Origin of the sequence: Pseudocalidococcus azoricus BACA0444 (assembly GCF_031729055.1) — a bacterium.
In the GTDB taxonomy this organism is placed as follows: domain Bacteria; phylum Cyanobacteriota; class Cyanobacteriia; order Thermosynechococcales; family Thermosynechococcaceae; genus Pseudocalidococcus; species Pseudocalidococcus azoricus.
Map to the genome: position 1 here is coordinate 77,281 of NZ_JAVMIP010000009.1, position 15,462 is coordinate 92,742.

Annotated in this window: 13 protein-coding genes and 1 pseudogene; 6 read left to right on the plus strand and 8 right to left on the minus strand. The window is 48.8% G+C overall.

Annotation, left to right across the window (positions count from 1 at the left end; genetic code table 11):
- Nucleotides 1-615: 615 nt before the first annotated feature.
- The 5 genes and pseudogenes from RIF25_RS10135 to RIF25_RS10155 all read left to right on the plus strand — a co-directional run.
- A pseudogene (locus RIF25_RS10135) lies at nucleotides 616-1,293 on the plus strand (IS630 family transposase); the annotation flags it as partial.
- Between the two features lie 176 nt (nucleotides 1,294-1,469).
- Nucleotides 1,470-2,615, plus strand: coding sequence for an iron-containing alcohol dehydrogenase family protein (locus RIF25_RS10140; protein ID WP_322878421.1), 1,146 nt, complete (start codon nucleotides 1,470-1,472; stop codon nucleotides 2,613-2,615).
- Between the two features lies 1 nt (nucleotide 2,616).
- Nucleotides 2,617-3,798 (plus strand): aspartate aminotransferase, encoded by a 1,182-nt coding sequence (locus RIF25_RS10145; protein ID WP_322878422.1) that lies wholly within the window; start codon nucleotides 2,617-2,619, stop codon nucleotides 3,796-3,798.
- 119 nt (nucleotides 3,799-3,917) lie between these two features.
- Nucleotides 3,918-4,364, plus strand: a complete 447-nt coding sequence (gene crcB, locus RIF25_RS10150; protein WP_322878423.1) for a fluoride efflux transporter CrcB — start codon at nucleotides 3,918-3,920, stop codon at nucleotides 4,362-4,364.
- 22 nt (nucleotides 4,365-4,386) lie between these two features.
- Nucleotides 4,387-5,520: a glycosyltransferase family 2 protein gene (locus tag RIF25_RS10155; RefSeq protein WP_322878424.1), complete on the plus strand. Its 1,134-nt coding sequence runs from the start codon at nucleotides 4,387-4,389 to the stop codon at nucleotides 5,518-5,520.
- A gap of 26 nt (nucleotides 5,521-5,546) precedes the next feature.
- On the opposite strand, the gene mreD is transcribed toward RIF25_RS10155, so the two are convergent.
- The 4 genes from mreD to RIF25_RS10175 all read right to left on the minus strand — a co-directional run bounded on the left by mreD (nucleotide 5,547) and on the right by RIF25_RS10175 (nucleotide 9,707).
- Nucleotides 5,547-6,095 (minus strand): rod shape-determining protein MreD, encoded by a 549-nt coding sequence (mreD, locus tag RIF25_RS10160; RefSeq protein ID WP_322878425.1) that lies wholly within the window; start codon nucleotides 6,093-6,095, stop codon nucleotides 5,547-5,549.
- Complete coding sequence (mreC, locus tag RIF25_RS10165; RefSeq protein WP_322878426.1) at nucleotides 6,055-6,825, minus strand: rod shape-determining protein MreC; 771 nt, start codon at nucleotides 6,823-6,825, stop codon at nucleotides 6,055-6,057. Before mreC ends, mreD begins: the two co-directional genes overlap by 41 nt.
- Before the next feature lie 73 nt (nucleotides 6,826-6,898).
- On the minus strand, nucleotides 6,899-7,939 hold the full coding sequence (locus tag RIF25_RS10170; protein WP_015124896.1) for a rod shape-determining protein: 1,041 nt from the start codon (nucleotides 7,937-7,939) through the stop codon (nucleotides 6,899-6,901).
- Between the two features lie 133 nt (nucleotides 7,940-8,072).
- Nucleotides 8,073-9,707 (minus strand): alpha-D-glucose phosphate-specific phosphoglucomutase, encoded by a 1,635-nt coding sequence (locus RIF25_RS10175; protein WP_322878427.1) that lies wholly within the window; start codon nucleotides 9,705-9,707, stop codon nucleotides 8,073-8,075.
- 323 nt (nucleotides 9,708-10,030) lie between these two features.
- On the opposite strand from RIF25_RS10175, the gene RIF25_RS10180 reads away from it, so the two are divergent.
- Nucleotides 10,031-10,843: a hypothetical protein gene (locus tag RIF25_RS10180; protein WP_322878428.1), complete on the plus strand. Its 813-nt coding sequence runs from the start codon at nucleotides 10,031-10,033 to the stop codon at nucleotides 10,841-10,843.
- A 70-nt stretch (nucleotides 10,844-10,913) separates the two neighbouring features.
- Here RIF25_RS10180 and pxcA read toward each other — a convergent pair whose 3' ends face one another.
- From pxcA to cobG, 4 genes are all read right to left on the minus strand, one after another.
- Nucleotides 10,914-12,341: a proton extrusion protein PcxA gene (gene pxcA, locus RIF25_RS10185; RefSeq protein ID WP_322878429.1), complete on the minus strand. Its 1,428-nt coding sequence runs from the start codon at nucleotides 12,339-12,341 to the stop codon at nucleotides 10,914-10,916.
- A 141-nt stretch (nucleotides 12,342-12,482) separates the two neighbouring features.
- A complete protein-coding gene (gene cobI / locus RIF25_RS10190) occupies nucleotides 12,483-13,208 on the minus strand; it encodes a precorrin-2 C(20)-methyltransferase (RefSeq protein WP_407682387.1) in 726 nt (241 codons plus the stop codon).
- A complete protein-coding gene (locus RIF25_RS10195; RefSeq protein ID WP_322878431.1) occupies nucleotides 13,205-13,834 on the minus strand; it encodes a precorrin-8X methylmutase in 630 nt (209 codons plus the stop codon). Before RIF25_RS10195 ends, cobI begins: the two co-directional genes overlap by 4 nt.
- Complete coding sequence (cobG, locus tag RIF25_RS10200; protein ID WP_322878432.1) at nucleotides 13,831-15,321, minus strand: precorrin-3B synthase; 1,491 nt, start codon at nucleotides 15,319-15,321, stop codon at nucleotides 13,831-13,833. The genes RIF25_RS10195 and cobG overlap by 4 nt, the downstream gene beginning before the upstream one ends.
- Between the last annotated feature and the right edge of the window lie 141 nt (nucleotides 15,322-15,462).

The window sequence follows — 15,462 nt, forward strand, 5'->3', positions numbered from 1 at the left end:
GGCAATAGGGATATGAATCTACCCTCCGATGTCCTGCTCAACAGGCCTTTCCTCAAAAACCGTAACAGCAACTCGCTGCCATTCGGCGCTTCTTACATTCCCAATCCCAAGAGGGGACTATCGAGCAAATCATGGCCCACTTCAAAAATGCCAACCGTAAAAAACAAACCAGCCTTGGCTATTTAGATGCCCTAGGGCCTGGGGATTGTCGCTCAACATCTATATAGCAATCCGTTTTCAAATATGAGAGAATAAGAATGTGTCTTGGATAACCCTATGGATGAACTCAATCAATTTATAGATATATGCCTAGATTCAAGAGAAATGAAGCGTGCCCTAGCGGTCAAGATGACATTGCAAGGATGTACTCATTCAGAAATCATGGCTCTACTCCAGGTTTCATCCGGATTCATTACTAAGTAGAAACAAGCATTTTTACTGTCCGGTATTAATACATCAAAACTGGACTATAAAGGCAAGATTAGATATTGATCAGATTTAGAAAAACAACAGATTATTCAGTGATTAAAACAACAGAATCATTAGAATTTTGAAGAGTTAGAAGCGTATATTTTAGATACATTTAACATTGTCTAATCTGCAAAATCTAGCTATTATAATTTATTACATAAAGCGGATCTATCTTGGCAAAAAGCCCAGGTCACTCATTCCTTGAAAGACCCCGAGAAAGTTACCTTAAAAAAAGAGATTTGTCAGTATTTAGAAGCGAATCGAGTTTCAATTGAATCAGGAAAAACCGTTGTCTACTGCGTGGATCAGTGTCATCTTGTTTCAGAGGATATTTGTGGATACGCTTGGGGTAAAGCGGATGAAAGAATACAGGTTCCCATCAAGAATATAAAGGAGAGGCAAACCGATTATGGTGCAATTAACTATGTCACAGGTCGCCTAATTGTGAAACCTTATTCGAGTGGAAATAGTCAGAATACTATTCAGTTTGTCAAAGCGATAAAGGCGATTCATCCCAATCAGAAAATTATGGTGATTTGGGATGGTGCAGCATATCATAACAGTGATGATTTCCGTAAATATTTACATCAAGTCAATGGAGATAAGTCAGAACAAGAATGGCCGATTTACTGCATCAAATTAGCCCCATACGCACCGGAACAAAATCCGATTGAAGCAGTGTGGCTGCAAGTTAAAAACTTCTTAAGAAACGTGTGGTACTTATTGAAGACGTTTAAAATTATAAAATGGCTGTTTGAATTATTTTTAAGTCATTTTGTTCTCCATTCTTCTCATCTGACTATGTATGGTATGTTCTCATGAATAATTACTGTTTGCTATATGCCTGTGATTTTTATCTTTGGCTAGGTGACTGAGTCACAACCAGGCCCGGAAATGACCATGAATCAAGGTTAAGATAGGAGATCACCACGATTAGGCATTAATTTAGCCTCAGGATGATGGTTAGCTACCGTGGGTTGTTTCCTTGTTCATTGTCTATGAAGCCCCTCACCACCTCTGAATTATTCTTACCTCTCACCATTGCTCCGGCCCAAGTTCAGCGTGGATGGGGAATTTTAGCCCAGGCCCCGGAATTGATCACAGCCTATGGCCGCAAGCCGTTGATCATTGGTGGACAACAAGCCCAAGCCGCCCTTAAGCCTTATTTCGCCAACCTCCAAAACAGTGATCTGATCCCAGCTTGGGGGTCTCCGGTGCAAGATTGTAGTGAACCCACCTTAGGCATCCTCGCAACAGAACTGGCAGCCCACAGTGGGGATGTGATTATTGGGGTTGGTGGGGGCAAAGCACTGGATACAGCCAAGTTAGTCGCCCAGCGGGCCAAGTTACCGATTGTGACGATTCCCACCTCAGGAGCCACCTGTGCGGCCTGGACAGCTTTATCCAATGTTTACAATTCCGCTGGGGCGTTTCAATATGATGTCGCTTTAGACCATTGCCCTAATTTACTGCTTTTGGATTATCAACTCATTGCCACGGCCCCGCAACGGACGCTCATCGCTGGAATTGGGGATGCCTTAGCCAAATGGTATGAAGCTTCGATTAGTAGTGGTCATTCCCAACACACCCTGATTATTGCCGCAGTCCAACAGGCCCGCGTCTTACGGGATCTGCTCCTGCAAAAATCCTCTGAGGCCCTACAAGAGATTGGCGGCCCGGCCTGGCAGGAGGTGGTGGATGCCACGGTGTTGATGGCGGGAATGATTGGTGGCCTGGGGGGCGCGCAATGTCGGACGGTGGCGGCCCATGCGGTTCATAATGGCTTGACCCATCTATCCTTGACGAAGCAAAGCCTTCACGGGGAAAAAGTGGCCTACGGGATTTTAGCCCAGTTACGTTTGGAAGAACTGATTCAGGGCAGCCACCTAGCCGCATCCTCTCGCCAACAACTTCTCAGTTTTTACCGGGAGATTGGTTTGCCCACGACACTATCTGATTTGGGTCTGGGGGATATTTCGTTGCGAGAACTGGAAACCGCGGCAACCCAGGCCTGTCTACCTACGTCTGATATTCACCACCTCCCCTTTACTGTAACCCCGGCTGAACTGATGGCTGCGATGATCTCCACCACTGCGGAAACAACGGCGATGGCTCGTGCCAATTCCAAGGAAGGGCTTGCCTAAGATGGGTCTGGATTGGATTAAACCGGCCGACCGCCTCGGCTCTTTGCCGCCCTATGTTTTTGCCCGTTTGGATGAACTGAAAGCGCGGGCGAGAGAACAGGGCCTGGACTTGATTGATCTCGGCATGGGGAATCCCGATGGCATGGCCCCGCAACCCGTGATTGATGCAGCCATTCAAGCCTTTCAAGTCCCCAGCCATCATGGCTATCCCCCCTTTGAAGGCACAGCTAATTTTCGCAAAGCCATTACTCAGTGGTATCACCGCCGCTATCAGGTTGAACTGGATCCCGATGGGGAAGCCTTACCCTTACTCGGCTCTAAGGAAGGCCTGACCCACTTAGCCCTGGCCTATGTCAATCCGGGGGATGTAGTTCTCGTCCCCAGTCCGGCCTATCCGGCCCATTTCCGCGGCCCGGCCATTGCTGGAGCAAATATTTATCCGTTAATTCTCAAGCCGGAAAATAACTGGCTGATTGACCTGAATCAGATTCCTGAAGCTATTGCCCACCAGGCCAAGATTCTTTACTTTAACTATCCCAGTAACCCAACAGCAGCCACGGCTCCCCGGCAATTCTTTCTGGATATGGTTGAGTTTGCGCGGGCATATAACATCCTCTTAGTTCATGACCTTTGTTACGCAGAATTGGCTTTCGATGGCTATCAACCCACCAGCTTGTTAGAAATTCCGGGAGCCAAAGAGATTGGGGTTGAGTTTCATACCCTTTCCAAAACCTACAATATGGCGGGTTGGCGGGTGGGCTTTGTGGTTGGCAATCGGCATATTATCCAAGGCCTGCGGACTCTGAAAACCAATTTGGATTATGGCTTATTTGCCGTTCTCCAAACTGCGGCGGAAACTGCTCTAAACTTGCCCGATGAGTATTTAACCACCGTTTGTGATCGCTATCGAACCCGGCGTGATTTTCTCATTGCTGGCCTGGGGAAACTGGGGTGGACAGTGCCGAAAACTCAAGCCACGATGTATCTCTGGGTACCTTGTCCCGTGGGCGTGAGTTCGACAGATTTTGCCCTCAAGCTTCTCCAAGAAACGGGTGTGGTTGTTACCCCTGGTAATGCCTTTGGCGAGGGAGGAGAAGGATTTGTGCGGGTGAGTTTGATTACGGATTGCGAGCGATTGGGTGAGGCCTTACAGCGAATGGAACAAGCCGGGATTCATTTTTAGTCAAGATTTCCTACCCCTAAATTCAGCCAGATACCAGGCCTTAAACCAAGCATTAGAAGTATTTTTAAGTCCGTCACCAGGCCGGAACTTGTTACAATAGGGCAGTTTTTCAAAGCATCATGGCATTGGCCTCAATGTTCAGCAACCCAATCTGGAGAACACCAATGGCCATTGGCCTGGGAGCAATTGTTGGGGCTATTTCCCGCTATGGAGTCGTCACTGTCTGCCAATCACAGTGGGGCCTAGGCTTTCCTTGGGGAACATTCATTGTCAATGTCTCTGGCTGCTATGTGATGGGGTTTGTGGTTGTCTTTTTCCTCAACGAGGCAATACGCATCCATCCCGATGTCTATGTGATGATGACGACGGGTTTTCTCGGTTCCTACACAACATTTTCCAGTTATGAGTTAGACACTTTTGTGCTTTGGCAGGATCAAAATGGCCAGATTGCCTTATTTTATTGGATTATCTCCGCTGCCCTAGGTATTATTGGGCTACGTTTGGGAGAGCGCACGGCCGAGCGTTTTTTACCGCCCCTTTTACCCCCCGATCTTCCCCCAGACTAAATCCTGCCTTTAGAGATCACCTGTGGCCCAACCCTTCCTATCCCTGTGCATGATTGTCAAAAATGAGGCCGCCCACTTAGCCCGCTGTTTAGCTAGTGTCCAGGCCTGGGTGGATGAAATTATTGTGGTGGATACCGGCTCAACGGATGAAACGATAGCCATTGCTGAATCCTTCCAGGCCCGGATTTTTAGCTTTACGTGGTGTGATGACTTTGCTGCCGCTCGTAATGTGTCTTTAGCCCAGGCCCAAGGGGAATGGATTTTTGTCATTGATGCTGATGAGGAATTAATTGTTACCGACCCGGCCTGGTTATCCCAACTGCGAGAACAAACCGATTTGAGTTATCAGCAATATTCAATTCGGCGTTTAGAAGCTCCCCAGGATAAAAATAGCCCCACCATGACCGACTTCTGGATGAATCGCTTTGGTCGCAATCAAGGGGGAATCCACTATACCGGCCGCCTCCATGAACAACTCACCCATCTCGGCAGTTACCAAATGGGCTATGTCACCGGGGCCTATCTTTATCACCATGGCTGCTCTACCCGGGCGGAAATGATCCAAAAAATGAAAACCCGCAATATTCCCATTCTGGAGGCGATGCGGCAGGAGGGAACCATTGGCTTAATGTGGTTAATTACCCTCGGGGATCATTACAAGGCCTGTGGAGAGATGGAGTCAGCCCAAGACTGTTTTCAAGCCGCCTACGAGTGGATTTTACCCAACCTATTTTCGGGAGAAATACCCACGGAAACAGGCTTTGTCCGGCAATTGCTGTTTGTCTTGGCCTGGGATGCTTTAGAAGCAGAAGATTATGACCAGGCCCAGTTCTTAATCCATAACGGGATTCGCTGGTTTCCCACCTATGCGCCTTTAATCTATGAAGCTGGCCTGTTGATGTTCTATTTGGGGTTTTACTTGGGGGCCGTCCCCTATTTAGAACAGTGCTTAAGAATGGGGGAAAGCCGAACCTATGATCGCAGTGAACCCTTTGACCAGGCCTTTCTCAAGGCTCATCCGGCCTTTAGTTTGGGCTATTGCTGGCTGAAACTCGGACGAATCGATCAAGCCCAGACTTTTTTTGAATTAACTCTCACCCATGACCCGAATCATCAACCAGCCCAAGAACAACTCCAACAACTCAGGGAACTCTGAACTCTAATGTTGCCAGGCCTGGATATCTAATCTTTTTCCGCCTCAATTAACCACTGCCACCAAAGATTGAGGGGGGCATAGAGAATTGGGGCCCAAAGACTACTGAGAATGGCCGAACCGAGGGCAATCTGACGATGCTGTTGCCAAATCTCAGCCAGAGGACGGCTATTTTCCAGACTGAGTTGACCCGCAATGACCGTGGCACTAATGATCGCCATCGCAAAGGTAATCAGGGCAATGGAAATAAAGTCTTCAGAAACATACCGTTGTTTTTGCAGGAGTGCCGTAATCAGCCCCACAATTCCCAAAGACAGCGCATGGGTCGGTTGATGCCCCGTCAGCCCATCTTGAATCAGGCCCAGTCCGACACCACCAACAATCCCCTGCCAGGCCGGCCGCTTGACACTCCAAGCCACCACCCAAATCAAAAACCAGTCGGGGCTAATTCCCGTCATTTCCCAGGCCGAGTGATGCCAGAGGGCGGCCACCGCGCAGATAAAAATGGAGGTGACGATCACAACCCCATTTAAGCCGTTACGGACTAGGGGTGAGAGTTGTTTGAGAGGATTGTCCATTCACCATTACCTGTACCCATTCCAACCGATCGACGGGGGCGGCTAATTGCACAATTGCGTGGGGGCGGGTTGGATCGGATAGATCTACTGATTCAATCACTCCCACAGGCAAACCGGCCGGAAATAGACTACTGAGTTCCGAAGTTAAAACGGCATCTTGGGGCTGCACCTTGGGATCTTTGTCAAAGAATTCTAAGACCGCCTTATTTCCCAATTGCCCCCGGAGAATACCCATTTGCCGAGTTCTACCCACGACCACCCCCACCCGACTGCTGGGATCCGTCAATAATAAAATCCGACTGGTATTGGGGGTAATGCTGGTAATTCGCCCGACTACGCCACCACTGGCTAAAACCACCGCCCCTTGGGCAAGCCCCTCACGACTACCCTGATTGAGTAGAACCTGCTGCCACCAATGATCCGCGCTGCGACCAATCACCCGCGCCACCACCGCTTTATTTTGTTTAACTTGGGGGATATTTAGCAGTTGCCGGAGTTGGTCATTTTGGCTTTGGACTTCGGCCAGGCGTTGTTCTAGTTCCCAAGTCCGGGCCTGAATTAACTGATCCGTATTATTGGCACCACCATAAATCGGTAATGTCACCACCCGATAAAGTTCGCGAATGCCCGCCCCATTGGTTTCTCGGACAATCCAGGCCACGCCTAAGGTCACTCCCGTTAACATTAACAGGCTACTAAAGCGCGTCCACCACCGAACCACTGCCCCCATCGGCTTATTCCTGCCCTTGATAACGCTGCATCATGTTCTGACCTTGGGTGATGAGACTGGCCTGGTTAAACGCCTAGTGTGACATTGAACTTTGGCCGCCAAAGACCCGCCCTAGTTCCTTAAAGTTTTCCAAAACTCGGCCGGTGCCCAGCACCACGCAGCGCAACGGATCCGGAGCCACATGGACAACAATCCCGGTTTCATGACTAATGAGGGTATCCAGGCCCTTCAGGAGCGCCCCACCCCCCGCCAGCATAATACCTCGATCCACAATGTCGGCAGCCAGTTCCGGGGGAGTCCGCTCAAGGGTGCGTTTAATGGCTTCAATAATTCCGGTTAAGGGTTCTGCCATGCTTTCACGAATTTCTGGGGTTTTGATGCTCACGGTACGGGGTAGGCCAGAGAGTTGGTGTAACCCCCGTACTTCCATGAGTTCATCGTCATAGTGATCATTGGGATAGGCCGAACCAATCCGAATTTTGATTTCCTCGGCAGTCCGCTCGCCGACAATCATGTTGTGAACTTTCTTCATGTATTGGGTAATGGAATCTGATAATTCATCCCCAGCAATCCGCACCGATTCACTTAGAACCGTACCCTGCATACTCAGCACTGCTACTTCGGTTGTGCCGCCGCCAATGTCCACGATCATGTTGCCAGTGGGTTCCTCAACGGGTAAGCCAGCCCCAAAGGCCGCCGCCACCGGTTCATCAATTAAATAGACCTCCCGCGCCCCGGCCCCGCGCGCGGCATCTTCAATGGCCCGGCGTTCAACCCCGGTCACACCACTGGGAATCCCGACCACCACCCGCGGTGCAAAGAGATTTTTGCCACCGTGAACCTGCCGCATAAAGTATTTGAGCATGATCTCGGCCCGTTCAAAGTCAGCAATCACCCCATCCCGCAAGGGGCGCACTGCGACAACATTTCCGGGAGTTCGCCCCAGCATCCGTTTGGCTTCTGTGCCCACGGCTAAGGGTTGTTGGGTAATTTGATCAATGGCGACAACAGAGGGTTCTTCTAAGACCACACCCCGCCCGGAGACATAGACCAAGGTATTGGCAGTGCCTAAATCGATACCAATATCTCGCGAAAGTCTGTTAAACACTCCCACAGTTTTTTACCCCTGTCTTGGTAATGAACGAATCGCTGAATTGTAACAAAGTGGTTTACACAACAATGTGACGGATTCTAGTATGTTTGGGGTAACTTTGCAATGAAAAAGTTTTTCCCTATAGTTCTGCGTCTTAAGTAATCACGGTGGGCTTGTCTCGGCCGGTCAGCAGTTTGATTTGGGCGAGGGAGTCTGCCAGGCCAATTAAATCTTGCAGCGCAACTTGGGCATCCAGGCCGTGGTTTTGGGGATTGGGTTCATAGCGTTCTAAGTAAACCCGCAGTGTAGCCCCTTCTGTGCCTGTGCCTGAGAGCCGAAAAACAATCCGACTCCCATCTTCAAAGCCAATCCGAATTCCCTGGTTGGCACTGACACTCTGATCCACAGGGTCTTGATAACTAAAATCATCGGCATAGGCAACCCGACCGGCTCCTAGAGTTTTCCCCGTTAAGGTCGGCAGTTTGGCCTGGAGTTGGGTCATTAATTCATTGGCCCGATCACTGGCAACTCCCTCGTAATCGTGACGGGAATAGAAGTTCCGGCCATAGGTTTGCCAATGTTGAGTGACAATTTCCGCCACAGACTGTTGCCGCACAGCGAGGATATTTAACCAAAACAACACCGCCCAAAGACCATCCTTTTCCCGGACATGGTTGGATCCCGTGCCAAAGCTTTCTTCCCCACAAAGCGTGGCCTGGCCAGAGTCGAGGAGATTGCCGAAAAATTTCCAGCCCGTGGGAGTTTCAAAGGCCGGAATTCCCAATTGTTGGGCCACCCGATCAGGGGCTTGACTGGTGGGCATGGAGCGGGCAATTCCAGCTAACCCCTGGCGGTATCCGGGAACTAAGGTCGCATTGGCCGCTAGGATGGCTAAACTATCGCTGGGGGTGACAAAGAAGTTCCGACCCAAAATCATATTTCGATCCCCATCTCCATCGGAAGCAGCCCCAAAGTCCGGCCCATGGTCTGTAAACAGTTGCGCTACCAAGTCATGGGCATAGACCAAATTTGGATCCGGATGGCCACCGCCAAAGTCTTCCAAGGGAAATCCGGCCTGGACGGTTCCAGCGGGCGCACCTAAACGCTCCTCAAAAATTCTCCGCCCATAGGGTCCGGTGACGGCGTGCATGGCATCGAAAATAAACCGAAAGGAACCGCTGGCAATGAACTGCTGAATCCGGTCAAAGTCAAACAACGTTTCCAAAAGTTGGGCATAGTCAGTAACGGAATCAATGACCTCTACCACCATAGTTCCCAGTTTTGTTTCCCCTAATCGCCCTAGGTCGATGTCGGCAGCATCGAGAATTTTGTAGGTTTCAATGGCCTGGGTGCGCTCGTAAATTGCCTTGGTCACTTTTTCAGGAGCCGGGCCACCATTGCTGGTATTGAACTTAACGCCAAAATCTCCCCCAGGCCCCGCCGGATTATGACTAGCTGAAAGAATAATACCACCAATGGTGCGATATTTGCGAATAAGGCAGGAAGTTGCCGGAGTGGAGAGAATCCCGTTTTGCCCGACTTTGACCCGAGAAAATCCATTGGCCGCTGCCATTTTCAGAATGATTTGAATCGCCGGCTGGTTAAAATATCGTCCGTCTCCACCCACGACCAAAATTTGCCCCTGACAGCTTTCCAGGGTATCAAAGGTGGCCTGGATAAAGTTTTCGAGGTAGTGCGGCGTTTGAAAGACAGTAACTTTTTTCCGCAGGCCAGATGTACCCGGTTTTTGATCTGAGAAAGGATGAGTCGCAACAACCTGAATCGTCATAGCATTCTGGATAAAGACTAGAGACAAGTTTACAAGTCTTTGGCCAAAGCCGCCTACGCCAACTTACTTAGGGAGTTTTTCGTAGTCCAGACTACAAAGGTAGGCTTTCTGAACAATATAAACTGAGAAAAATTATGAGATTGACATTACTTTTACTGTTTTCTCAGCTTAACAAGGCTTAACAAGTTATAGAAAATCCTGCCAACACACCTGAAATGTTGATTTTTCAGTTTTTCTTTGATTGGGTTTGTGAGAATATTAAATGATCAGTAGTCCTTATTTTTTGTCATTGTAAAAATCAGAGTAGTTGTGGGAAGGTAGAGATGGATAACTCATTCTTAGTAAGATTACAGCATTTTGCTCAAGTGGTTGATTTAGTAGATGAAACCTTTGGTGGCGACCTCAGTGGGCATAATCCTAAGCTAGTGGGCCTGGATAGTTCGGATTTTCTTAATATAATCAATCGCTCAAAAGCAGTTATTGATGTGATTAAAAGTAATCTTGACTTTCAAAAGGCCCCACAAAGTTCAGAGAGTATAGTTAGTCAATTACTAATTCTTCGGTCAAGAATCGAGAAGATCGAATTTTTGTTAAAAATATCAAAAGAAAATTCAATCCAAATTCTTCCCTATGTCATGCAACTCAAAGAATCGGTTGATTATGCTCAACATCAGTTAACGCAGGGAGAAATAAATGGAGTTATTCTTCGTTTGATTAGTCTGAATATGCTATGTGCAATATTTGCCTATCTGGAACAGTATGACGCAGAGCTAGTCAAAGAACTTAAGGTTATTGTCACTCAAGTGAGGGAGTTAATCCTAACAGAAGTAATTGCTTGTTTGCTCAAAAATTATCAACCAATACCCTGGAGCATGATCAAAAATGTCTTAGAGGCTCAGGTTAGTTCTCTGAAATGCTTATTAGAAACTATAGCTGGCTTGAAAATCTCATCGAAAAAGCTATCCTACCATTCGACCATTACTGGGTTTGCATACCCTCAGGCTATGATCAACTGTCCCAAATGTAGTCTTGAAATTTCTGTTGAAATGTCAGCCGATGAGATGAATTGTCCTCAATGTGGTTGTTACATTAATGTGAAAGCTCGACTGGGTGAGTTCCTAGACAAGCCACATTGAGGTTACGATTTTATAATTTTTACATCAATATAAATTTAAGGTTGATTACTTAGAAGAATAACTTCTGCTCTTACTCATTCATATTCTTATAGGTTGCCACGGCCGAAGGTGAAATCTGATTGAGATAGCGGAAAATCCAATACTTAAAGACTGTATCCAACATCACTGGGAACGTGGCAATAAACATATCAATAAAGTCCTCGTTTTGAGGTAGGCCAAAGTGCTCCAGAGTATTATTAACAATGACTGTCCAGCCGTGGGGTGAGTGGAAACCCACAAATACATCCGTAAACAGAATGATAATAAAGGCCTTTGCACTGTCACTTAATCCATAAACCACTTCATCCATAAAGGTTTTCAGAATAGCAATTTGAGGCCGATTCAAGAGCAGCAGTAACGTAAATGCCGAAACCCCCAAACTATCGGAAAGAATATTTTTCAGAGGTTCGATAAGTTCCTTTTGATATTCCGTAGAAAGTTCGATTGCTTTTTCCCGTAACTGTTCTTGAAGTTCGGTTGGCGGCACAGGAACTTGACTAATCAGACTTTGAAAGCGGATTTTATTTTCAAACTGATCTAATTCATTTAAGACTCGCTCTTGAATTTGGGTATTGATGATCATTTCAATTTTTCCCACTGCCTTAAAGTGGTTTACAATTGGCCCAATCACAAGTATTTTTGAAAGCTGTTGAGTCAGTAAAGGAATAATAATCAAAAGTAAGATAAAGCGAATTGCAATTCTTGTTCGAGCTTTGGATGTCCGAAAGTCCCGCACAATTTCTTCTTCATTGTTATCCCCTGGATCAAGTTCCCGGCGAAAGCGATCCGCTGTCCGTAAAATTGAACGGGGAATAAAACCACTATCCAGCTTTGAGTCATCGGTTAAATCTTCATTACTGTAGCCCGACTCGTAAAAAGACCCCAGTTCTAGGTTGGCGGGATCTGTTCTAGCCGCGGTGGACTTGCTTGTTTTTTTGCCGCTACCATTCTGCTCCGGATTTTGGCGACTGACGGAGGGGGTACCAAGGGCAGATAATTCCGAGTCGTGGAGCCGTTTATAGCGGTTCAGAGTGGCATCAATAAACCGGAGCTTGGCAGGAATCGTCACATCATCAGGATTGATGACCTCGGCGGTAACCGTATAGGTGGCAGGGCTGGCTTCACGGTCAAGATTCTGAACTGGCTGGCTGTTGCTAAGGTTGCCTTGGAATATGACAGACGAGGCTGGGGCATCAATTTCTAAGATCCGGTGGGTTGCCTTAAATTCCGTCAGACGCATCCGCACTGTTTTGAGGAGTTTTTGTAACTCGGCTTGAAAATAGGTTCCTTCTGATCCATCGCTGAGGGCAAGGCGACTAATGGGACGACCGCCAAAGTGCTCATTTTCAATTGCTCTGATTTTGAGGGCAGCAGTGTAGGAAGCATTGAGGGCCCGTTCCGGGGTAGAAAGATACCAATGTTCAGAATCCTTAATAAACTGCCTAATTTTTTGAAACATCGGGAGAGTTAGCCCCTCAACCAAGACGGTACTAGAATCGTAGCAAATCCCAACTCTAACCCATGCCGCCGAGTCATAGTGATCTGTGGTGCTCTGCTGTTCCTGATTTTGGGCTAGGGCAGTAAATCAAGCCGCAAAAGATTATGGGTTTTGATCCAGGCCGCGGCTGGGAATGACAATTAAAGACCAGTAGGGAACTGTTTCGGCAGTAATTTCCCTAATCGGGCGAATCTGCTGAGTCGGTTGGGTTGCATATTCAATGTAGTGGGCCCGTTCCAACAAGCCCAACTCTGCTAAAACTTGATAAACCTTAGGAAAATGTCGCCCCAGTTTGAGAATAATCGCCGCATCAATCCCCGCCAATTTGATCCGTAAATCCTCAATCTTCAGGGTGGCCGGAATCATGGTTAAGACATCATCGCGAAAGGTTAAGGGAACACCCAACATATCGGCACAGGCCAAGGTTGAGGAGATGCCTGGCACAACTTCCGTGGGAAACTGCCCCGCTAAACGCTGAAACAGATACATAAAACTGCCATAGAGCATCGGTTCCCCCTCACAGAGTACCGCCACATCCTGCCCGATCTGGAGATGGGAGATAATTTTAGCCGCGGCTAAGTCGTAATAGGGTTGGGAAGACCGCTCTACACTGAACGGTAACGGCATCGGAATTTCAATCTGGTGGGCTTGAATGTAGTCCGCCACAATTGCCCGGGCCAAAACTTTGCCATTTTCCATGCAGGGGTAGGCAATCACCGGCACTGTCGTGAGGATTCGATGGGCCTTGAGGGTCAGTAACTCCGGATCCCCAGGCCCGATTCCCAGGCCATAGAGCTTACCGAGTTTGGTTTCTGTTGCACTCATCATTCCTGCTCCTGGGCCAAGGCGTTAATCGCAGCGGCGGCCATGGCACTTCCCCCCCGCCGGCCATGCACCGTGATAAAGGGAATTTGCTGGGGATGGGTGGTCAAGGCCTGTTTAGATTCCGCTGCCCCGACAAATCCGACTGGAAACCCCAAAATAAGGGCAGGTGGCCTTAGACCCTGATCTAGTAATTCCAACAGATAAAACAAAGCCGTTGGCGCGTTCCCAATGGCTACCACAGAGTTGGCTAAGTAGGGTCGCCATAACTCAATGGCTGCGGCGGAACGGGTATTGCCAATGTTCACCGCCAGGCCGGGGACTTCTGGGGCATTCAACGTACACAAGACCAAATTATCCGCAGGGAGTCGTTTGCGTGTCACCCCCCCAGCCACCATTTGGGCATCACAGAGAATGACGGCCCCCTGTTGTAAGGCTTGGCGACCAATTGTGACGGCCCCTGGGGAGGCTTCCAAGTCCCCAACAATATCCGGCATTCCACAGGCATGAATGAGTCGGACTGCCACTGTCGCTAAATCTGCATCCAGGCCTGTTAAATTAGCCTCGGCCCGAATCGTGGCAAAAGACTGGCGATAAATCTCATTCCCATCATGGATATAGTCGTAGGTCATATTCGGCCAGGATGAGACGGTAAAACCTTGACTCCCAAGGCGGCAGCAATTCGGGGTAAGAGGTCAACTAAGGGAGCTTCGGCCATCAATGGGGCTTGGTCATCCCGAAAATCCCCCCTATAAAACCGATAGATTTCCTCTTTTCCTTGGCCCCCATCAATGCCTAGGAGGGTCATCGCCGCCGGACTGGGATGGGCACAGGCCTTAGGGCAAGCGGTCAGGTGAATATTCACGGGTTGGGGCAAGGGCAAGGTGTCTAAATAGGCTCCTAAGAGTTGGGCATGGGCTTGGGTTGAGGTGTGGGCCGCGACACAGCCAGGTTTTCCAGCACAGGCGATAATTCCTTGCCGCGGTGGGGGAAAGGGGGATAAATTCAACTGGCCCAATTGCTTCAGCACCAGCGGAATCTGGGCCGCGACAATATTAACCAATAAGATTGTCTGCCAAGGGGTTAAACGCAGATCGCCAGAGCCGAACCGCGCCGATAGATCCACCAGGCCCCGTAACTGGGCTGAGGAAATTTGCCCTTGGGGTAAGCCAATCCCGATATAGACCTGCTCCGGCTCGGCCTGGGGGTGAATCCCAAGGTGTGCTTGACCAGGGTGGGTGGGTGGGGGAGGAATTTTGGAGTGGCGAATGAGGGGAAAGTCGAGGTAACGCTTGGCCTGGGTTAAGAACGTTTCTAAGCCCCAATCAGCTATAATTTCTCGTAAACGGATTTTTGGGGAACGATCCGGGGCCTGGCAATAGTCAAGGTAAGCCCAGATCAGTGCTTTGATCAGAGGTAGGCCTTGGTCAGGGGAGACTAAAATTCCTGTGGGCAGACAGCCTTTGTCAATTCCGAAGGTTAAATGTAAATAAATCCCAGGATACAGGCCGGGGACTAGTTCTGGATCAACGGCTAGGGCGGTGAACTGGATTTCGTTATAGCGATGCTCGGCCGGGTGTTCGGATCGCTGCCCAATGCTACAGGGGCCACCCCCATCCAGACCAATGGAAAACTTAGCGGGTAATTGGGCCAGGCCGGGGTGCTGGGTCAAAAATAGGTCTAACTCCCGCAGCCAGGGGGAAAAATCAACCAACTCAGTGGCCGTTAATCCCGCCAAGGGGCTAATCATGACATTGCGTAAGACATCCACAGCCGGACTTTTGGCGGCCAAGCCCAGTGCTTGTAATCGTTCTAAGACCTCAGGCCTGGGAATCTCCTTGAGTCTGCGCAGTTGGATATTAGCCCGATTGGTAATCTGTAAGGTTTCTACTCCCAGGTGTTCGGCCAACGCCACCAGGCCCTGTCCCTGTTCACGCCTCAGTTGCCCCCCAGAAATGCGGATCCGTAGCAGTAAGCCATCGGCCGCTGTTACCCCATAAAACAGGCCTGGGCAGACGGGGGATAAAGAGTTTGTCAATTGGGGCAAATCTGACACCGAATCTCCGTGAACCGCAGAGAGGGCTAAATGAAAATGTAATGTTCTATTCCCGATTGGCATTCTGACTTACTCCAATAACCTGCTGTCTGAAGTTATTTGGACTTTACAGTTGCGGCACAGTACCGGACTTTCACCGGGTTTTCCCAATCAAGCATCCCCTCATCCTAACATGGCTCGATTCTCTAAGCTGAGGCTCCCTGA